Annotated in this window: 22 protein-coding genes; 9 read left to right on the top strand and 13 right to left on the bottom strand. The window is 39.5% G+C overall.

What is annotated here, in order from left to right:
* Window position 1: 1 nt before the first annotated feature.
* The 8 genes from ACT2CV_RS08815 to ACT2CV_RS08780 form a co-directional block, all read right to left on the bottom strand.
* Window positions 2-625: a glutathione S-transferase N-terminal domain-containing protein gene (locus tag ACT2CV_RS08815; RefSeq protein WP_464973442.1), complete on the bottom strand. Its 624-nt coding sequence runs from the start codon at window positions 623-625 to the stop codon at window positions 2-4.
* A 9-nt stretch (window positions 626-634) separates the two neighbouring features.
* Window positions 635-901: a hypothetical protein gene (locus tag ACT2CV_RS08810; protein WP_464973441.1), complete on the bottom strand. Its 267-nt coding sequence runs from the start codon at window positions 899-901 to the stop codon at window positions 635-637.
* 39 nt (window positions 902-940) lie between these two features.
* Entirely contained in the window at window positions 941-1,594 is a 654-nt protein-coding gene (locus tag ACT2CV_RS08805) for an FABP family protein (RefSeq protein ID WP_464973440.1), read from the bottom strand.
* A 64-nt stretch (window positions 1,595-1,658) separates the two neighbouring features.
* Complete coding sequence (locus tag ACT2CV_RS08800; RefSeq protein ID WP_464973439.1) at window positions 1,659-2,348, bottom strand: DUF8095 domain-containing protein; 690 nt, start codon at window positions 2,346-2,348, stop codon at window positions 1,659-1,661.
* 22 nt (window positions 2,349-2,370) lie between these two features.
* A complete protein-coding gene (gene glyQ, locus ACT2CV_RS08795) occupies window positions 2,371-3,276 on the bottom strand; it encodes a glycine--tRNA ligase subunit alpha (RefSeq protein WP_464973979.1) in 906 nt (301 codons plus the stop codon).
* Window positions 3,277-3,384: 108 nt separating this feature from the next.
* Window positions 3,385-4,116 (bottom strand): 16S rRNA (uracil(1498)-N(3))-methyltransferase, encoded by a 732-nt coding sequence (gene rsmE / locus ACT2CV_RS08790; protein ID WP_464973438.1) that lies wholly within the window; start codon window positions 4,114-4,116, stop codon window positions 3,385-3,387.
* Window positions 4,117-4,230: 114 nt separating this feature from the next.
* Entirely contained in the window at window positions 4,231-4,452 is a 222-nt protein-coding gene (locus ACT2CV_RS08785) for a sulfurtransferase TusA family protein (protein ID WP_464973437.1), read from the bottom strand.
* Between the two features lie 14 nt (window positions 4,453-4,466).
* Complete coding sequence (locus tag ACT2CV_RS08780) at window positions 4,467-5,489, bottom strand: YeeE/YedE thiosulfate transporter family protein (protein WP_464973436.1); 1,023 nt, start codon at window positions 5,487-5,489, stop codon at window positions 4,467-4,469.
* A gap of 196 nt (window positions 5,490-5,685) precedes the next feature.
* Between ACT2CV_RS08780 and recO the strand changes: the two genes are divergently transcribed.
* From recO to ACT2CV_RS08760, 4 genes are read left to right on the top strand one after another with little or no spacing between them, the layout of a single operon-like run.
* Window positions 5,686-6,393, top strand: coding sequence for a DNA repair protein RecO (gene recO / locus ACT2CV_RS08775; RefSeq protein ID WP_464973978.1), 708 nt, complete (start codon window positions 5,686-5,688; stop codon window positions 6,391-6,393).
* An 8-nt stretch (window positions 6,394-6,401) separates the two neighbouring features.
* Window positions 6,402-7,715 carry a 23S rRNA (uracil(1939)-C(5))-methyltransferase RlmD gene (gene rlmD, locus ACT2CV_RS08770; protein WP_464973435.1) on the top strand — a complete coding sequence of 438 codons (1,314 nt, stop codon included), beginning with the start codon at window positions 6,402-6,404 and terminating at the stop codon, window positions 7,713-7,715.
* A 9-nt stretch (window positions 7,716-7,724) separates the two neighbouring features.
* Entirely contained in the window at window positions 7,725-9,944 is a 2,220-nt protein-coding gene (gene relA / locus ACT2CV_RS08765; protein ID WP_464973434.1) for a GTP diphosphokinase, read from the top strand.
* Window position 9,945: 1 nt separating this feature from the next.
* Window positions 9,946-10,305 (top strand): diacylglycerol kinase, encoded by a 360-nt coding sequence (locus ACT2CV_RS08760; RefSeq protein WP_464973433.1) that lies wholly within the window; start codon window positions 9,946-9,948, stop codon window positions 10,303-10,305.
* A 27-nt stretch (window positions 10,306-10,332) separates the two neighbouring features.
* On the opposite strand, the gene ACT2CV_RS08755 is transcribed toward ACT2CV_RS08760, so the two are convergent.
* The 4 genes from ACT2CV_RS08755 to ACT2CV_RS08740 form a co-directional block, all read right to left on the bottom strand.
* Window positions 10,333-11,589: an O-antigen ligase family protein gene (locus ACT2CV_RS08755; RefSeq protein WP_464973432.1), complete on the bottom strand. Its 1,257-nt coding sequence runs from the start codon at window positions 11,587-11,589 to the stop codon at window positions 10,333-10,335.
* Window positions 11,590-11,681: 92 nt separating this feature from the next.
* Window positions 11,682-12,758, bottom strand: a complete 1,077-nt coding sequence (fbaA, locus tag ACT2CV_RS08750; protein ID WP_464973431.1) for a class II fructose-bisphosphate aldolase — start codon at window positions 12,756-12,758, stop codon at window positions 11,682-11,684.
* An 87-nt stretch (window positions 12,759-12,845) separates the two neighbouring features.
* On the bottom strand, window positions 12,846-14,021 hold the full coding sequence (locus ACT2CV_RS08745) for a phosphoglycerate kinase (protein ID WP_464973430.1): 1,176 nt from the start codon (window positions 14,019-14,021) through the stop codon (window positions 12,846-12,848).
* Window positions 14,022-14,124: 103 nt separating this feature from the next.
* A complete protein-coding gene (locus tag ACT2CV_RS08740) occupies window positions 14,125-14,844 on the bottom strand; it encodes a ribonuclease T2 family protein (protein ID WP_464973429.1) in 720 nt (239 codons plus the stop codon).
* Between the two features lie 67 nt (window positions 14,845-14,911).
* Here ACT2CV_RS08740 and ACT2CV_RS08735 point away from each other — a divergent pair, with 67 nt between their 5' ends.
* Window positions 14,912-15,172 (top strand): YfhL family 4Fe-4S dicluster ferredoxin, encoded by a 261-nt coding sequence (locus tag ACT2CV_RS08735; RefSeq protein ID WP_464973428.1) that lies wholly within the window; start codon window positions 14,912-14,914, stop codon window positions 15,170-15,172.
* A gap of 1 nt (window position 15,173) precedes the next feature.
* Here ACT2CV_RS08735 and ACT2CV_RS08730 read toward each other — a convergent pair whose 3' ends face one another.
* Window positions 15,174-16,190: a TrmH family RNA methyltransferase gene (locus ACT2CV_RS08730; protein WP_464973427.1), complete on the bottom strand. Its 1,017-nt coding sequence runs from the start codon at window positions 16,188-16,190 to the stop codon at window positions 15,174-15,176.
* 170 nt (window positions 16,191-16,360) lie between these two features.
* On the opposite strand from ACT2CV_RS08730, the gene pssA reads away from it, so the two are divergent.
* Genes pssA through ACT2CV_RS08710 form a run of 4 tightly spaced genes read left to right on the top strand, consistent with a single transcriptional unit; the run spans window position 16,361 to window position 20,861 of the window.
* Window positions 16,361-17,719, top strand: a complete 1,359-nt coding sequence (gene pssA / locus ACT2CV_RS08725; protein ID WP_464973426.1) for a CDP-diacylglycerol--serine O-phosphatidyltransferase — start codon at window positions 16,361-16,363, stop codon at window positions 17,717-17,719.
* Window positions 17,720-17,721: 2 nt separating this feature from the next.
* Entirely contained in the window at window positions 17,722-18,651 is a 930-nt protein-coding gene (gene hemC, locus ACT2CV_RS08720; protein ID WP_464973425.1) for a hydroxymethylbilane synthase, read from the top strand.
* A gap of 3 nt (window positions 18,652-18,654) precedes the next feature.
* Complete coding sequence (locus tag ACT2CV_RS08715; protein WP_464973424.1) at window positions 18,655-19,404, top strand: uroporphyrinogen-III synthase; 750 nt, start codon at window positions 18,655-18,657, stop codon at window positions 19,402-19,404.
* A 20-nt stretch (window positions 19,405-19,424) separates the two neighbouring features.
* Window positions 19,425-20,861 (top strand): uroporphyrinogen-III C-methyltransferase, encoded by a 1,437-nt coding sequence (locus tag ACT2CV_RS08710; protein WP_464973423.1) that lies wholly within the window; start codon window positions 19,425-19,427, stop codon window positions 20,859-20,861.
* Window position 20,862 lies beyond the last annotated feature (1 nt).

Below are 20,862 nucleotides of genomic sequence, written 5' to 3'. Positions count from 1 at the left end.
ACTACTTCGGCTGTGTTTCCCCCAAGGCTGGATATTTTGCATTCATTTTTTTCGCCCAATCGACCAAGTGCGGTGTAATTTCGTTTAGATTTACGCCAAGTTTTTCCGCTCGCATTACATACCAATCAATCACGCATACGGCAGAAATCGTGCCTAAATTTAGTTCATCGCCGAAAGATTCAAGAGAATGCGCTAACTCGTTGAAACTGCGGATATTTCGCTCCGTTAATTGCTGATGGCGAGCTGTCCACCATTCGTTTTCGGGGCGGAGCAGACGTTCAGAAATTACAGGCAAGGTGTTTTCCATAATACCATCGGTTAAGGCGTGCAGTTGTAGCACTTTCCAACGTTGGCTATTGAGTGGCAGAAGCAATTTTTCTGGCTGACCGTTCGCCCCGAGATGATCGAGATATTCCGCAATCACTTGGCTGTTGTAAAGCCAGTCGCCGTTATCCAGTTGTAACGCCGGCACTCGCCCAAGCGGATTGTCTTGGTTATGGGGCGAGTTCGGATCAAACGACGATTGAATGGTTTGCAATTCAATTTGATTGTCCAGTTGATGATGTTTAATCACCGCCATCACTTTGCGGACATACGGGCTTGTGGTGGAATGCCAGAGTTTCATTTTTTGCTCCTATTTTGCAAATAAGGTGCTGAGTTCGTTCAAATCCAAAATCACTCGTTCATCTGCTAGCAACAACGCAGGAATGCCGATATAACCGTTAGCTTTGGCGTTGGTAAAAGCGGGGTGATGATCACGCAATTTCAGAAAGCGTTTGAAATTTGCCATTGAAGACATAATTTCCACCGCTTCATATTCCACTTTTAAGCGGTTGAGTTCTGCCACGAACGGAACGGTATCGGGGCAGAGCTCAGCGAAAAAGAGTACGGGTTTTGTCATTTTATTTCCCTATATTCTCAAAGTGCGGTCAAAAAACCATTAGTTTTGTTCTTTCATTGCAGCCAACGCCGTAGGATTTGGTGTAGGTTCCGCAATTTTGGTTAAGCGATTTCTGTCAGTATGATTAAACGGATCTGGATAATTTGGCACCACGAGTACGGTATTTTGCTCATAAGACCAAGTTCCGTCATCGTTAATTTTCACTGTGATTTCATAACTATCCGTACGGAAATTTTGTTCAATAAATGGATTTGAAATAATTCCATTTGTTAATGAACCTCTAACCGCTTTTACCGTAAATGTTTTCGCATCTGGTGCTGCATTCCCGACCGCCATCACTGTTTGCCCACGAGGAATACTTAATGTGAACAAAATATTGCCCGTCGCAGGTTCCCATAACCAATAACCTACTTGATCATGGAAGGTTTCCACTTCATTTGGCTGCACAATTCGGGTGTGGTAACGCAAACCATAAAACAACTGTGGACCATTTGCCTGTGCATCAATAGGTTGTAATTCAATATGTTCAATGTAAGGATCTTTCTCTGGACCTTCCGCTTTTGGATTAATATCCAAACCACGTTTACCTTCCCAAATACCAGCCATTGGCGCAAGTGGTCCCAAATTTGCCAATGTGTTTACATCTGGCTCTGTTTCCGTATAAATGTCTTTTGGATATTGATAATCGCCCATTTTTATACCATTTTGTTATGTTAATTGAATGACTTATACACTGATGATTTTTTATGTTTAACATCTAGTTACAAATAAAATGTAATAATGCAATTCGTTCTTTTAAATTTCTCTCTGCAACTTCACGTCCAATTTTATATTCTTCATTTCTATGTTCTTGCTCAATTTTTTTATTTGTAAAACTAAAATAAGGTTCATATTTTAAATTGCTGATACCTTTTGTATTCAATATTGCACTAATTTGACTAGCATAATAATTTTCATAGTCAGTATAGTATGTAGTTGCAATATTGATTTTCACGCCTTTAGCTGATTTAAAATCAGTACATAACTTATTACTTGCTAAAAACTTAGCTCGCCCAATTCGACCTTTGCCAAAATCATAGAAATCCAATTCTTTTGTAGAAGCTAATATTTTTGCATCTTGTTCTGCATAAGGATTGAGTGATTTTTTATCAACAAGAAAAATAGCCCCCATGGCATACTTATCCTGATCAACAAGTGGATAAAAATCACCTATGGTTCTAAAAGTATCTAAACCACCAAATGTGCCCTTTTGAATCGCCGAGCCATAAGAAATATTTATTTTTCCCTTTTCCTCATCTGATAAAACCCTTTCCATAAAGTCCATATACTGTATCGAATTATCGATATCTAAATAAGGACGCCATTTAAAAGGAGAACCAGTTGAAAAGTCTGCACAAGCAGACAATATAAATGGCATTGCGATTATGAGCTTATTCATCGTTTTCATCTTAATTCTCCTTTGGGATATATTATTTCTTACAGCCAGGGAACCCTAACGCTTCACGGCTAGCGTAGTACGCTTCGGCAACGCCTTTGGTTAAGGCACGGATGCGTAAGATGTAGCGTTGGCGTTCGGTGACGGAAATCGCTTTGCGTGCGTCGAGCAAGTTGAAGCTGTGTGCTGCTTTTAAAATACGTTCGTAAGCTGGCAACGGCAGTGGTTTTTCCAATGCTAAGAGTTCGCTGGCTTCTTTTTCGTATTGGTCGAAACAGTAGAATAAGAAATCGGTGTTGGCGTATTCGAAGTTGTAGGTGGATTGCTCCACTTCGTTTTGGTGGAATACATCGCCGTAAGTGGTTTTGCCTAATGGACCGTCTGACCACACGAGATCGTACACGCTGTCCACGCCTTGAATGTACATCGCCAAGCGTTCTAAACCGTAAGTGATTTCACCTGTTACGGGTTTGCATTCTAAACCACCGACTTGTTGGAAGTAGGTAAATTGGGTCACTTCCATTCCGTTTAACCACACTTCCCAGCCTAAGCCCCACGCCCCTAGTGTTGGGTTTTCCCAGTTGTCTTCCACGAAACGAATGTCGTTTTGGGTTGGGTCGAAACCGAGCATTTTTAAGCTGTCTAAATAGAGTTCTTGAATGTTATCTGGCGACGGTTTGATTACTACTTGGAATTGGTAGTAGTGTTGCAAACGGTTTGGGTTTTCGCCGTAGCGACCGTCTGTCGGGCGGCGTGATGGTTGCACATACGCCGACGCCATTGGCTCAGGGCCTAGGGCTTTCAAGCAAGTCATTGGGTGAGAAGTTCCCGCCCCCACTTCCATATCAAATGGCTGAACAATCACACAGCCTTGGTTTGCCCAGTAATCTTGTAAAGCAAGGATCATTCCTTGGAAGGTTTTTATGTTAAATTTTGTCATCATTTTGTCTTCTATCATTAGCCTGAAAATCTGTCTATTATACGAAAAAATCACCTAATATAAAAGGCGAACCGCCATTGCAATTCGCCTTATTTTTCTAGGATAATCCTACAAATCACCAAAACAAACCTGCAAAGCGGTAATAGCTGTCAACGCGGCTGTTTCTGTGCGCAGAACCCTTGGCCCAAGCAACACTTCAGTAAAACCTTGTTGCTCTGTTAAGGCAATTTCTTGTGGTGATAAACCGCCTTCGGAACCGATCAGCAATCGAACGCCTTGCACTGGAATGTCAGGTAAATCTTTAATGGAATACTGAGCGCGAGGATGTAAATTCAATTTTAACGTCTCATCCTCCTCTGCACACCAATCTTGCAATTTCATCATCGGGCGGATTTCTGGCACCATATTACGACCACATTGCTCACAAGCGGCAATCGCAATCTTTTGCCATTGTTGGATTTTCTTCTCCATTCGCTCTGCATCAAGTTTGACACCACAACGCTCAGACCATAAAGGCGTAATCACATTTACACCCAATTCCACCGATTTTTGAATCGTAAATTCCATACGCTCGCCACGTGAAATCACTTGCCCCAAATGAATCTTGAGCGAGCTTTCTCTATCATCTATTTGCCTATTTTGAATTGCCACTTCAACAGATTTCTTACTGGCTTGCGTAATCACCGCAGAATAAATATGGTTTGAGCCATCAAACAATTCAAGTTGTTCGCCAGCTTGCATACGCAATACGCGACCCACATGGTTTGCGGCATCTTCGCTTAATTGACAAGTGGTTTGATGTTGTAAGGATTCGGGATGATAAATTCTTGGAATACGCATAATGTGGTTCACATAAACAAATAATGTTTATGATAAAACAAAGTGCGGTGAAAATCTGCAACTTTTCTTTTCAGAAAAAATCTGGATTTTTCCACCGCACTTTCGGGATGAAAGTTATTTAACAACAATTATTTGCCATTTAGCTTCGTCAAGTTGTTCAAAATGTGTTACTTCATAGCCTTCCTCAGCCGCCCAATTGGGAATGGATTCTGTCGCCTGAGTGCAATCAAATTCAATAATAAGCTCATCGCCTTTAGATAAGCCATCCATGGCTTGCTTAGCCTCCATCAATGGAAAAGGGCAAACTAATCCTGCAGTTTCTAATTTCAGTTGCATAAAATCTCCTAAACTTAACGCTTTGTTGGTCGAATAATCGTGAAATAAGCGGCAACCCAAGTGCCTAAAATCATAATCGGTAGTGAAATCCAGCCTTGCCATGAGAAAAATGAGGTTTCCACCAAACCATTTCCAATAGAGCAACCTCCTGCCAAGCTGGCTCCAATTCCCATTAATATGCCACCTAAGGCACTAAATAAAATTGTTCTCACATCTGGTACGCGGAATCGAAATTCATTACTGCCTTTAGCAGCAATAAAAGATCCCAATAAAATACCTAACACTAAAAACACACCCCAATTAATAAATTTACTGTCACCAGTCACCAAATATTGCATAATATTGGCGGAAGGGCCTGTAATACCTAAACCAAATTCTCTGCCTGTTGCCACGCTTAACGGCCAAGCAATAATCGCAATAATGCCAACTAAAATTGCGGTCACAAATGGGTGCCAGCGTTTTTCAAATAAAAGATGTGCAAGTCCCGTTTTCTTTGCTTTTAACGTAGCAACTTTTAATTTTGGCTTACGCAATTGTTGTAACACTGCTAAACCTGTAATCACAGCTAGTAAAGTAACCAAAATCCAAGGTGAAATATTCAAGGTTTGGTAAATCGTTTTTTGCTCGGTTTGGACACTATGCAATGCGGCATTGAAGCTATTAAGCGGCCCCGTTCTCATCATTGCACTGAAAAGCATATAAAAAATCAACGCAATCCAGCTACCAATTAATCCTTCTCCTGCTCGATACCAAGTTCCTGTCGCACAACCGCCAGCGAAAACAATGCCTATACCAAAAACAAATGCACCAAAAAGAACGGCTAAAGGGGCAAAGTTTTCTGCCGGCTCAACCTGTAAAACTCCAATTTCTTTTAAGCCAAAAAAGCCGATAGATTGCAACGTAATAGCGATCAATAATGCCACAAACATCTTATTATTTTTTGTAACATAAATATCACGAAAAGCGCCTGTAATGCAGAAACGTCCTCGCTGCAGTACAAAACCAAATAAAACACCTAAAACTAATCCTGTTATCATAAAACCTCCTTGAACTTTAATAGCTGTATTATGCAAATAAGCCACATCAGGTTGCCAATAACTTTTAGCACCATCTTATTTCATTTGGTTATTAATCTATAATTGGAGTATTTCGCACTCCTTTATGATGAAATAGCACTAAAAGTGCGGTGAAATTTCTGATAAAATAGCAACGGAATTTGCAAGCGGAGAAGCCATCATCGAAAATCTACAACGTGGATTTGTCCTCCACCGGAAAGTTTATAGCGAAACCAGTTTGTTAGTGGATCTTTTCACTGAAGAAGCGGGGCGTTTAACTGTTATTGCAAAAGGCGCGCGCGCAAAACGTTCTGCGTGGAAAGGTATTCTACAACCCTTTACCCCTCTGCTATTACGCTGGTCAGGCAAAGGCGGACTGAAAACCTTAACCAAAGCAGAACCCGCTTCCATTGCGCTGCCATTACAGCAGGTAGCACTATTTAGTGGATTTTATGTCAACGAATTATTATGCCGAGTAATCGAGTTGGAAGCGCCAAATCCCTTGTTATTTCAATATTATTTAGATTGTTTAACGCAGCTTGCGGTATCGGAACAAGTGGAACCTGCATTACGCACTTTTGAGTTCCAATTATTACAAATTTTGGGTTACGGCGTGGATTTTAACCATTGTGCAGGTTCAGGATTACCTGTTGATGAAAATATGACTTATCGTTATCGTGAAGAAAAAGGCTTTATTGCCTCTTTGATTAAAGATAATTTGACGTTTTATGGACGAGATTTACAGGCTTTTGCTCAGTTATCTTTTGATAATCCAGAGGTGCTACAAGCGGCAAAACGTTTTACTCGAATGGCACTTAAACCTTATTTAGGCGATAAACCATTGAAAAGCCGAGAATTATTTATACAACAATTTTCTATGAAGTAATCTAAACTATGGCGTTATTCTACACACCGACAAAACAACAAAAAAAAGCACCGCACTTAACGCTTGATATCACAAATTTAGATTATCAAGGGCTAGGCGTGGCAAAACTAAATGGTAAAACATGGTTTGTCGAAAATGCACTGCCACAAGAAAAAGTATTGGCAAATGTGTTAGAAGAAAAACGCCAATATGGACGCGCGACCACAAGCAAAATCCTGCAAACTAGTCCATTACGCCAACAAGCACTATGCTCACATTATGCACAATGTGGTGGTTGCCAAATGCAACATATTCCCATCGAATTACAACGCCAAACCAAACAAAACGCCTTATTTAAGCAATTACAAAAATTACAGACAGAAAAAATTAATCTCATGCCGATGTTGGTCGGCGAACCTTGGCAATATCGCCGCCGTTTACGCCTCAGTATTCGCTTTAATCCCAAAACAAAACAACTTGACATTGGCTTTCGACAAAAAGGCGATTCACAAATTGTGAACATTCAACAATGCCATGTAATTGAATCGCCATTACAAGCGTTGTTGCCCGAATTAATTCAAGTGCTACGCCAATTTTCACAGCCCAAATTGTTAGGTCATGTGGAACTCACCTTGGCAGATAATGGCATTGCCTTCTTGTTACGCCACAGTCAAAACTTAGCAGAAATTGACCGCACTTTATTGCTCCAATTTGCGCAACAACATCAACTCATGTTATTTGTGCAAAATGATGAAGATATTGAACATTTATCTGGTGAGCCCCCTGAATACGACATTGCAGGCTTAAAATTACAATTTGATATTCGTGATTTTATTCAAGTTAATGAAGCACTTAACAAACAAATGGTGCAAACTGCATTGGATTGGTTGGATTTGAAAAATAACGATTGCGTGTTAGATTTATTCTGTGGCATGGGAAATTTCACCTTGCCGATCAGCCAAAAAGTGAAAAGTGCGGTGGGAATTGAAGGCGTTTTTAATATGGTGCAAAAAGCACAAAAAAATGCGGAACGAAATGCTTGTTTGAATGTCGAATTTTATCAAGGTAATTTGGATCAACCTTTTTTAAATCAAGCATGGGCGCAGCAGTCTTTCAATAAGATTTTGTTAGACCCACCACGTAGTGGTGCAGCTTTTGCGATCAATGGGTTATGTGAATTACAGGCAGAAAAAATCCTTTATGTATCTTGTAATCCCGCTACATTAGTGCGTGATGCCGACATGTTATTACATTCAGGTTACCAACTGAAAAAAGTCGCAATGATCGATATGTTTCCCCATACGGGACATTTGGAAAGTATCTCTCTTTTTGAGAAAAAATAAGGAAAAAGTATGGTTGCGGTACGTGGATCTCATCTTTTAAATCCAAAAGACTTTGACATTCAACATTGGTGTGCAAGTCTGGATTTACCAATACACACAGAGAAAGAGTTGTTTGATGCGTGGCAATATGCACGTGATAATGCCGAACAGTTATTTCTTAACAGTCATTGGTATCTGCGTGATGGCGTAGAAATGGTGGAGATCTTACATGGACTCAATATGGATGGCGATACTTTACTCGCCGCCATGTTATTCCCAGTAGTGAATGCCAAAATTGTAACACTTGAGCAAATCAAAGAAGATTTTGGCAGTAAAATCAGTAAATTAGTCAAAGGTGTGTTGGAGATGAATAATATTCGCCAACTCAATACCTTACAATCCAATAATAATCCGCAAATTGACAACATCCGCCGCATGTTATTGGCCATGGTGGACGATTTCCGTTGCGTTATCATTAAACTAGCAGAACGCATTACTTTCCTACGAGATGCTGATAAACGCTATTCAAAAGAAGAAAAAATCATTGCCGCACAAGAATGTAGTAATATTTATGCCCCTCTCGCAAACCGTTTAGGCATTGGACAATTAAAATGGGAACTGGAAGATTATTGTTTCCGTAATTTACAGCCTGAACAATATCGCTTTATTGCCTTAAAACTGAATGAAAAACGTCTCGCACGAGAAGAATATATTCAACAATTTGTACAACAGCTCTCAGGTTATTTACAAGAATCCATTGAAGACGTCGAAATTTACGGGCGCCCAAAACATATTTACAGTATTTGGCGCAAAATGCAGAAAAAGAACCTCAATTTCGAAGATCTCTATGATATTCGTGCTGTTCGTATTTTAGTGAATAAATTGCAAGATTGTTATACCGCTTTAGGCATTGTACATACGCACTTTAAACATTTGCCAGATGAATTTGATGATTATGTAGCAAATCCAAAACCTAATGGCTATCAATCCATTCATACCGTTGTTTTGGGAGAAGGCGATAAACCCATTGAGGTGCAAATTCGAACCGTAAAAATGCATAATGATGCTGAACTTGGCGTGGCTGCCCATTGGAAATACAAAGAAGGCTCTACCGGCACCATGTCTGCTTACGAAGAAAAAATTTCATGGTTACGTAAACTGTTAGCATGGCAAGCTGATATTGCGGACAGCAGTGAAATTATGGCGGAAGTACGCAGCCAAGTCTTCGATGATCGCGTTTATGTGTTTACACCAAAAGGCGAAGTTATTGATTTACCTACAGGTTCAACCCCTTTAGATTTTGCTTATGCAATCCATAGTGATGTAGGTCACCGTTGCATTGGCGCCAAAGTGGATGGTCGTATTGTACCTTTCACTTACCAGTTACAAATGGGTGATCAGCTCGAAATCATTACACAGAAAAACCCGAATCCTAGCCGAGATTGGTTAAACCCAAATAGTGGTTTCACCCATACCAGCAAAGCACGTTCTAAAATCATGACTTGGTTTAAAAAACAGGATCGTGATAAAAATATTCCCGCAGGAAAAGAAGCCTTAGAGGCAGAGCTCACTCGTTTCAACTTTAGCCTAAAACAAGTAGAACAATATGGTTTAGCTCGCTATAACTTAAAAAATCTGGATGACTTATATAACGGTATTGGCAGCGGCGATATTAAATTAAATCAATTGATTAATTTCTTACAAAGCAAGTTAATCAAACCTTCCGCACAGGAAGCGGATCAAGAAATTCTACGCCATGTCGCACAGAAAAGTGCGGTGAATTCTAGCCAAAAATCTGAGAAAAAAGGTTATGTCGTTGTTGAAGGTGTTGGTAATTTAATGCACCATATCGCACGTTGTTGCCAACCAATTCCTGGCGATCAAATTGTCGGCTATATTACGCAAGGTCGCGGTATTTCTATTCATCGGGCAGATTGCGAACAGTTAAAAGAACTACAACAAGCCAATCCAGAACGCATTATGGAAACCAATTGGGGGGATCAAAGCCTCAATAAATTCCATATCAATATTCGGGTTGTTGCCACAGACCGCAACGGTTTATTACGAGATATCACTACTGTATTGGCCAATGAAAAAATTAACGTCAGCGGCATTTCGAGCCGATTGGATAGCAAACGTCAATTAGCCACAGTGGAACTGGAACTTGAAATAAACACGTTAGAAGTGCTCAACAAAATTCTTGCTCGTCTTGCTCAGCTAGATGGGCTAATTGATGTGAAAAGGTTATAAAATGACAGATAAAACAACTGGACTTACCCATTTAATTAATTCAACCCGTTATTCTTTACAAGGCTTAAAAAGTGCGGTGAAAAATGAAGCTGCTTTTCGCCATGAACTCTTTATGGGTATTTTTGCCATTCCCCTCGCCTTTTATCTTGGCGACGATCGCTTTGAAATTGCATTCATGATCGGCGCTTATTTGTTGGTTTTAGTGGCGGAATTATTAAATAGTGCGGTGGAATGTGTGGTAGATCGCATTGGAACCGAACGCCATGAATTATCTGGTCGCGCTAAAGATCAAGGTTCTGCTGCAGTATTTATCGCCCTAGTGAATATGGCAATCGTTTGGGCATTAATGATTTTTGCGTAATAAAAAAGGGGAGATTATCCCCTATTTTTAATCCAGTTCCAATTGAGAAACTAATTGATTTTTCAAGCTAGCATATAAAATTATCACTACCAAAAAGTAAAAAATGGAACCTGAGTTATGGGTAAAAAAGCCTTGACTTAAACCATAACAGCCAACCGCCACCACATGAATTGTGCCTAAAAGTGCGGTTAATTTTATCGCAATATTTGATGATGAAAGGGATTTAGCAAAATAGCACAAAGGCACACCCAAAATCCCCAATAATGCAATTAATCCTAAAATACCTCGTTTAGATAAATCATCTAAATATTGGTTATGAGCGTGGGTAAATCGAGCAATAACAGGGTGAACTAATTTTTGTTTCGCCTGTAATTTACGTTGCTCTGTGCTTCCTGCTGTCCCCCAACCTAACAATGGCTTTTCTTGTGCCATTAAAATCGCACTCTTCCACATATCAAATCTCGCACCTAAAGATGTATTGGCATACCCTTTTTCAAAATATGCATGCACTTCTCTTTCAACTTGATTAATTCGATACATCATTTTTGTTTGTGGAATAGCTAACGCCAAAGCAATCAATCCAATCATCACCAATGAAACAGAAGCCAACCATTTCTTAGCTAATTGATGGCGATATGTCCAAAGAATTAACACCAAAATGACCGGAATTGCCACCCAGCCACCACGCGCTGTCGAAAGCACACTGCCTAACACACCAAACAAGGAAGCGATCAAATAAAGTGCGGTGTATTTTTTGGATTTTTTAATCGCAAAATAGAGAGCAATGGCTAAGCTAAATAGGCCAAGAGACATGGCAATATCACCGGCCTGAATATGCATTTGATGTTGAAAGGCTTGGGAATAATTCAACACAAAACGATGAATTAATGCCACAACGCCCGAAATAAAAGCGCCTGCTGGAATACAATGCAACAATATAGAAAAACGAATAGGAAACTTGGCAAATAAAATGATTAGAGGTAATACCAATAAAGCGCGGCTTGGATTATCCAGTTCCCTCATTTTTCCACCATTAAAGATGACAGAAAGCAGGAAGATCAACACATAAAAAGCGAAACTCGCCATCAACCATTTATCTTGCTTTGAAAGAGCAAATGTATTGCGTTTAATAAGGAAATAATAAATAGCATAACAAATGCCGATAACTGCCAACAAAATAAAACCAATATTATGACTTCCTTTAAACATCAGCACCGTTAAAAAGAACAAGCCTACGGCGAAATTCGTTAGGCTTAACATTTTGTTATTTTTGATAAAATTCAAGAGGGAATCCATAATCGTCTCACATAAAAGTAGATGAAAAAACACCGCACTTTACGACAAAGTGCGGTGTTATTTTAGCTTATTTTAGCTAATTATAGTACGTTTACGCAGTTTAAATCTTCGAAAGATTGCTCTAAGCGTTTAGACATAGATTCTTCCATTTTACGTAACCAAACACGTGGGTCATAGTATTTTTTATTCGGTGCATCAGGACCAGTTGGGTTACCTAATTGACCTTGTAAATAAGCTTCATTTGCTTTATAGAATTGTAAAATACCATCCCAAGAAGCCCATTGTGTATCAGTATCGATATTCATTTTAATCGCACCGTAGCCAATTGCTTCACGAATTTCTTCGCGGCTTGAACCTGAACCACCATGGAAAACGAAGTCTAATGATTTTTCTGGAAGACCACGTTCTTTAGATACGAACTCTTGTGACGCACCTAAAATAGATGGTTTTAATTTCACATTACCTGGTTTGTAAACTCCATGAACGTTACCAAATGCAGCAGCGATAGTGAAACGCTTGCTCACTGGGCTTAATTGGTCATATACATATAATACTTCTGATGGTTGAGTATAAAGTTTTGCTTCATCCACATCAGAATTGTCCACGCCATCTTCTTCACCACCAGTTACACCGATTTCGATTTCAAGAGTCATGCCTAATTTGTCCATACGTGCTAAATAGCCACGACAAATTTCCATGTTTTCTTCGATTGGCTCTTCAGATAAATCGATCATATGAGATGAGAATAATGGACGACCTGTTTCAGCAAAATGTTTTTCACTTGCTGCTAATAAACCATCGATCCAAGGTAATAAATTTTTCGCAGCGTGGTCAGTATGTAAAATGACTGGCACACCATATTCTTTTGCTAATTCGTGAACGTGTTTTGCACCAGCAATCGCACCTAAAACATCTTGACGAGTACCACTTGCAGGTTTAATACCTTTACCCGCATAGAATTGCGCGCCACCATTAGAGAATTGGATAATCACAGGTGATTTAACACGAGCAGCGGTTTCAAGTACTGCATTCACAGAATCTGAACCTACACAGTTTACCGCTGGGATTGCGAAATTATGTGCTTTCGCGTATGCAAATACTTTTTGTACATCATCACCAGTTAAAACACCCGGTTTTACGATATCTAATAATGCCATTTTGCTTTTCCTTCTTATTGAGTGCTTTTGCACTGTTAAAAATAAATGAGGGAGAAGGTAGGTTTAAAACCTACCTATTATGCTCTCTTAACCGTTTGCGCGTTTTTCTAAAATTTCTACCGCAGGTAATACTTTACCTTCTACGAATTCTAAGAATGCGCCACCACCAGTTGAAATGTAAGAAATTTTGTTTGCAATGCCGAATAAATCAATCGCTGCTAAAGTGTCGCCACCACCAGCAATTGAGAATGCGCCATTTGCTGTTGCTTCAGCAATCGCATTTGCCACCACTTCAGTACCTTTACGGAAATTCGGGAATTCAAATACGCCAACAGGACCATTCCATAAAATAGTTTTTGCTGATTTGATAATTTTCGCTAATTCTTCTGCTGATTTATCACCAATATCGAAAATAGATTCATCTGCTGCGACTTCGTTTACAGCTTTTTCTGTTGCCGGAGCTGTTTCAGAGAATTCTTTACCCACACGAACATCCACTGGCACTGGAATATTGGTTACTTTAGATAAGCGTTGTGCTTCAGGGATTAAATCTGCTTCGTATAAAGAATTACCTACATTATTGCCTTCTGCTGCAATAAAGGTATTTGCAATACCACCACCAACGATTAATTGGTCTGCTACTTTTGAAAGTGAATCTAATACAGTTAATTTAGTTGATACTTTTGAACCACCAACAATCGCTAACATTGGACGTTGTGGCTCTTTTAATGCTTTACCTAAAGCATCTAATTCAGCGGCTAATAATGGACCTGCACAAGCGACTGGTGCAAATTCAGCGACGCCATAGGTTGATGCTTGCGCGCGGTGCGCAGTACCAAATGCATCCATAACAAATACATCGCAAAGTGCGGCGTATTTTTTACCTAATTCAGGATCGTTTTTCTTTTCACCTTTATTAACACGTACGTTTTCTAAAACAACGATTTCACCGTCATTTACTTCTACGCCGTCTAAATAGTTTTGTGCTAAACGTACAGACACGCCTAAACCCGCATTATTCAAATAATCAACCACAGGTTGTAATGAATCTTCAGGTTTAAATTCACCTTCTGTAGGACGACCTAAGTGAGAAGTCACCATCACTTTTGCCCCTTTCTCAAGCGCTAATTTTAGCGTTGGAATAGTTGCACGAATACGCGCATCAGAGGTTACTTTACCGTCTTTTACTGGTACGTTTAAATCCGCACGAATAAACACACGTTTACCTGCTAAGTCAAGGTCGGTCATTTTGATTACTGACATACTATTTCCTCTTAAAAGTTAAAAAATAAAAATTCTTCCTAATCCGCCGTATTATAACGAGATATGAGTAGCTTGTAACTGCTTTAGATCAAATTATTCTGATTTATTTACAATCCATCACTTGCCAATTTAAATCATAACAAATAAACAATTCCGCTCGGCTAGCACCAAGATAAGCATTTTTAAGTTGTGGATTATGAGCCTTCACCCAACGGAATAACTCTTTCTTGCTCATTTCAGTCTGAGGCAAGGTCAAAGTGCGGTATAATTCTTGCTGTTTTTTAAAGTACTGTTCCGCACTATCAAAAGCGCAAGCGCCATGTTTTTCCCATTCTCCTTGCAGCAAATGCAAACTTGGACTTTCTGCTAAATAGGGTTGCATCATTTGATAATCTACCGCAGGCAAATCCCCTTGGCAAAATCTTGGATGATCGGCACTGCTTTTTGCCACTGCACTTTGCGGCCACAAACCATGAATCACCCAGCCATATTTTTTCTCAACACCACATTGCATTTGCGCAGAAGCAGGTAAATCACCACTGTTGCGATATTGTTGCGTTTCACAAAAAGCCGGCGACCAAGATAACGCCAACATATAATAATCGGTTTTTGCTTGTTTATTTGGTCCAATCGCATCATTTCGCATGATAAAATCATAGTCAGAATTCACCGCACTTTGTTTAGATTGCGGCTTATGCTGTGCTTTTTCCGCTTGTTTCGCAGGGGGATTCTTTTGGGGTTTATCATTAAACCAATCTGTAAAAAACGAGAATACCACCGCGATTGCGACAATGGCTAATTGGATGATTTGCTTTTGTTTCATTTTTAACCTTTAACTTTGCACTGAATTTCTTTATAATCGCCCACTTTCTGCTATAACAAGGATCATCATGGCATTACTTATTACTGACAAATGCACTAATTGCGATATGTGCTTACCAGAATGTCCCAATGAAGCCATCTCCATTGGCGATGACATCTATGTGATCGATCCTGCACTTTGTACTGAATGTGTTGGTCATTATGACACCCCAACTTGCCAAAAAGTTTGCCCAATTTCCAAATGTATTATTGATGATCCTGAGCATCGAGAAAGCCAAGAGGAATTATGGGAACGTTTTGTACTCATTCACCACGCAGACAAACTCTAATTTAACGCGCCACCCATTTTGCCAATAAAATGCCTGTGGCAACCGCCACATTCAAGCCTATTTTTAATGGATTAGCTAAGCTCAAATTCACTACTTCGTCTTGCTTTTCTGCCATTTCCCCTTCATGCGCTAATACAAAAACAACCTTATCGTTAAAGCGCACAGAATGGATATTCTTCGCATTTTTTGCACTGGTCAAATGCACGATTTGATAACCTGCTTTACGCAGTTGGCTCAAGGCGCTGTCCATGGCTTCCGTTTGTAAGACATTGATATATTCCAATCCGCCTTCTGCTACACGCGCTGCATTTGCTGAAAACAACAAATCTGGCGAGCTAGTAACAATGCCTTTTACGCCATAAAATGCGCAAGTACGCACAATGCCGCCGATATTTTGCGGATTATTTGCCACGCCATCCAACATCAACAAACAATCGGATAATTTGGGCACATCTAAGTAACCTGCCAAACTAAATGGTCGTTGTTTTTTTACCAACATACAAATGCCATTATGATGTTCAGAACCGCTCACCAATTCCAATTCTTCGCGATCAACCACATGATACGCTTTTTTATTCGCCGCTAAATAACTGAATACATCGCCAATTTTATGAGACATTTCCACCGTTGCCCACACGCGCACAATAGATTCGGGACGCTGAGCGAACAGCGTTAAGCAAGCATTTTCTCCAAACACCTTCATTTCTTCGGCACGATTTTTCTTAATTTTCTCAGGCGCACGCGGAGATAAAGGCCCTGTTTTTTTCACTTTTGCACTTTCAGCTTGCGATTTCACTCGCACTTGAACCCCATTAAAATTGCCTTCCTTTATCAACGTCTTAGGTTGCTCTGCTTTTTGAAAGGAAAACTGCGGTCCATTTTTACTGCGTTTTTTCTGCGGCGCAGCCTGTTTAGCGAATTCTGTACGCGCTGAAACGCTGCGTTCTTGGAAACGTTTATTATCCGACGCAGTTTGAAAGGTCGGTTTCGAATGGCGGGAGGATTTTGAATTGTTCATAATTTAATCATCAATAAAATAAGAAATAGTGTGAATTTTAAGCATTTCGCCTAAAAATTTGTGACTATTATAGCAAAAAAATGCTTTTTTCTACCCAGTTACAACATAAATATTGTAAACTAACCTATTGATAATGGCACCGCTATTACCGAACTAAAAGAAGAAAAATTATGTTTATTAATCGAAATAAAAGAGCAACGCAACATTTAGCCAAGCTGAGTTATTTTCCTCAACAGGCTGAAGACATTGAATTTCTTTCAGGTCCCGTTGCTTTTAAACAAGCCATCATTCAATTAATTCGGCAAGCAAAAACTCGCATTTATTTCACTGCACTTTATTGGCAGTTAGATGAAGCTGGCGAAGAAATACTGGCAGAGATCTATCAAGCTAAAGCCAATAATCCGCAGTTAGATATTAAAATTTTTGTGGATTGGCACCGCGCACAGCGCAATTTATTGGGCGCAGCCAAAGGCACCACCAACGCGGATTGGTATTCAGAACAACGTCAAAAACAAGGTAACGATGCCATGTTTTTTGGTGTGCCCATTAATACTCGAGAAGTCTTCGGTGTCCTGCATATAAAAGGGTTCGTCTTTGATGATACAGTGCTGTATAGCGGCGCGAGCATAAATAATGTGTATTTATATCAAAAAGAAAAATACCGTTACGATCGCTATCAAACAATCAAAAATGCTGCTTTAGCAGATAGCTTTGTGCAATTTATGCAGCAATATTTAAACGATCCTAATGCAGTATTTGCGTTGGATGACCCAAATCGCCCTAGAACCAAAGAAATCAAAGCGCACATTAAATTATTTCGTAAACATTTAATGAAGCAGGCCCATTATGATCTGAAAAGTGCGGTGCAATTTAGCCAAGATTTATTAATCACCCCAATTTTTGGTTTAGGTGCAAGAAACAACGTATTAAACCGAACGATCCAAGATTTGTTCGTATTGGTACAACAAAAGCTCACCATTTGTACCCCTTATTTTAATTTCCCACGCAGTTTACAAGTTAAAATTAAAGAACTTTTAACTGATGGAAAACAAGTAGAAATCATCGTGGGTGATAAAACCGCCAATGATTTTTACATTCCACCCACAGAGCAATTTAAATTAGCTGGCGCTTTGCCTTATCTTTATGAAAAGAACTTACGCGCATTTTGCCAAAAATTTGAATATGAAATGGCGCAAGGCAACCTCATTGTTCGTTTGTGGAAAGATGAAGATCACAGCTATCACTTAAAAGGTGTTTGGGTGGATGACCAATATATTTTATTAACGGGCAACAATCTTAATCCACGCGCTTGGCGTTTAGACGCGGAAAATGGCTTATTAATTTCCGATCCAAATCAGCAATTAAAAGACAAAGTGGAACAAGAATTAAATGAAATTCGCCAACACACCAAAATATTAAGCCATTATTCAGAATTAGAAGAAATGGAACAATACCCTGCGCCAGCGCAACGTTTACTCAAGCGTTTTGCACGACTAAAAGCAGATCGTATCGTCAAAATGATTTTATAACTATGATGAAAAACAGATTAAAAATTGCCACACGCCAAAGTCCATTAGCATTATGGCAAGCTAATTATGTAAAAGATCGCTTACAAGCGCTTTACCCCGATTTACAGATTGAGCTAGTCAAAATGGTGACAAAGGGCGATATTATTTTAGATACGCCTTTAGCCAAAATTGGTGGCAAAGGTTTGTTTGTGAAAGAATTGGAAAACGCGTTACTGAATGGAGAAGCGGATATTGCAGTTCATTCAATGAAAGATGTGCCTATGCAATTTCCAGAAGGATTGGGGCTAAGCGTGATTTGTAAACGTGAAGATCCGCGTGATGCCTTTGTATCTAACAAATACCATAGCTTAGCGGAATTACCGCAAGGTGCAGTAGTGGGTACATCCAGCTTACGCCGCCAATGCCAATTAAAAAAATTACGCCCTGATTTACAAATTCATTCATTACGCGGCAATGTTGGCACACGCTTAAGTAAATTAGATAATGGCGAATATGATGCCATCATTTTAGCTGCTGCGGGTTTAATTCGTTTAGGATTGGCAGAACGCATTAAATCTTACATTGAAGTCGAAACCTCCTTACCTGCAGCGGGACAAGGCGCGGTCGGTATTGAATGTCGCGTTGCTGACCAACAAACACAATTATTATTAGCGCCGTTAGCAGATGCAGAAACTACGGCTTGTGTGTTAGCCGAACGCGCAATGAATAATCGCTTACAAGGTGGCTGCCAAGTGCCAATTGGTGGTTTTGCCATTCAACAAAATGGCGAAATTTATCTACGTGCTTTAGTCGGTGCTTTAGATGGTTCGCAAATCATCCGCGCGGAAGGCAAAAGTGCGGTGGAAAATGCCGAAGTTTTAGGTGTTCAAATCGCGGAGCAATTACTGGCTTTAGGTGCCGATAAAATTCTGGCAGAGGTTTATCAGGAATAAATCATGGCAATTTTAATTACACGTCCAGATGACACAGGAAAAGAATTGGTTACGATGCTAAATAAAGCAGGCATTGCCAATCTTCATTTTCCTTTTTTCTCTGTGTCCGCTGGTCATGAATTAAATGAATTACCCAACAAAATCAGCCAACTCAGTGCGGGCGACTACGTTTTTTGCGTATCTAAAAATGCAGTGAAATACGCTCATGACAGCCTAACCGCAGTGGGTTTACATTGGCGCCAAGATTTGAATTATTTAGCTGTCGGAAAAAGTTCTGCGCAATATTTTGCCAGTACTGCGCAAGTCAATGTCAATTATCCGATCACGCAGGAAACAAGCGAAGGTTTATTGGATTTACCACAACTTCAACAGCTTGAAAATAAACAAATCTTGATCTTAAAAGGTAATGGCGGACGCGAGTATTTTGCGCAACAAGCAGAATTAAGAGGCGCAAAAATTACCAAGTTAGAAATCTATCAACGAATTCCAATTGACTATAATGCAGAGGAACAGGTCGATCTGTTTAAACGTGCGAATATTCAACAAATTTTGTTTACTAGTGAGGAAATTTTGCACGCATTGATTGACTTTATACCAAGAGAAGAACAAAATTGGTTAAAAAGTTGTCAATTAATCACAAGTAGTGATCGCCTTGCCAATCTTGCTCAACAGGCAGGTTGGGATAAAGGGAATATCATTGTTTCACCAAAAGCAGATAATGCCACTTTGGTAAACACATTATTAACGCTTTAATTTACAAAGAGAATGTGGGTATGAGTGACAAAAAAGAAAATCAATCCAATGCGATTGAAACGGAAAAAAGCGTAGTAACTACGCCAGAAAAAAACACAAAGAAAGGGAATGACAAACCTGTTCCTCCAGTAAATCAAAACGACAACCTGAAAGAAGAGGCGATTGAAGAAGTAAAAAACACTTCTGAAACCTTGGAAAAAACACAGGAAGAAACAATGACTCAAGCAGAAACACCAGCCAAAGAAACAGTGATTGTGAAAAAAGGCGGTGGTACAGCTATTGCCTTGCTGGCTCTTTTAGTTGCCCTTGGCGTTGGTGGTGCAGGTTATTATTTTGGACAAATGGAAGTGGACAAAATTAATCAAAAAGTCACCGCACTTGAAGACAAATTCACTTCATCATTGAGTTCAGTTTCAACCCTTGCTGCACCAATTCAAGCAGAGCAAGCAAGCGTTAACTTTGAACAAGAACGTGCTCAAATTGAAAAATTGCTCGCCAATATGCAAACGAGCGATAATAAATTAGCAGAAATCGAAAAAGCCTTTGCAGAAAAAGAGCAAGCTTATAATGCATTAAAAAATCAAGTCAACAAATTGGCAAGTAACGCCAATGCTCAACCAAGTGATTGGTTACTTAGCGAAGCGGATTTCTTATTAACCAATGCATTACGCAAATTAGTGTTGGACAACGATGTTGACACCAGTATTTCTTTATTAAAAGTAGCTGACGAAGTGTTATCACAGGTCAACTTAGCGGAAGCAAAAACTGTTAGAGCGGCAATCAATCAAGATTTAAAACAATTATTGTCAGTAAATAGCGTTGACCAAAATGCCATCATGCAACGTTTATCTCAACTGGCAAATAACGTGGATGAATTAATGGTGCTTAACGTCAACTTTGGCGAAGAAGCAAAAACCAATGAAAAAATTTCTGATGATGTGACAGATTGGCAGACCAATTTAGAAAAAAGTGCTACGTCATTCTTAAATCATTTCATTCGCATTACACCTCGTTCAGAAAATGCGACACAGGCATTATTAGCACCAAATCAAGATATTTATTTACGTGAAAATATCCGTTTACGTTTACAAATTGCGATTTTAGCGGTGCCTCGTAAACAAAATGAATTGTATAAACAATCCTTAGAAACTGTTGCAGCTTGGATCAGAAGCTATTTTGACACTAATTCTGAAACGGCAATGAATTTCTTAAAATCTTTAGATGAATTAGCAGAACAATCTATTTACATCGAAGTGCCAAATCAACTGGCAAGTTTGAATGCGTTGGATAAATTATTAAATAAAACGCCAGAAGATGTGAAGAAAATCGAAATTTCTGCGGATAAAACCCTAACAGAAGCCAATGAAGCAGCGGCACAAGAAATTAAGCAAGCTGAAGATGCACAACAAAATAGTGCACCAGCAGAAGCGGCTACCGCACCACAAAATAAGGAGTAAC

The organism is Reella acinonychis, from assembly GCF_052384575.1.
GTDB lineage: Bacteria > Pseudomonadota > Gammaproteobacteria > Enterobacterales > Pasteurellaceae > JBQSUQ01.
Note: the sequence above shows the minus strand (reverse complement) of the source record. Positions and strands in the feature narration are given on the sequence as shown.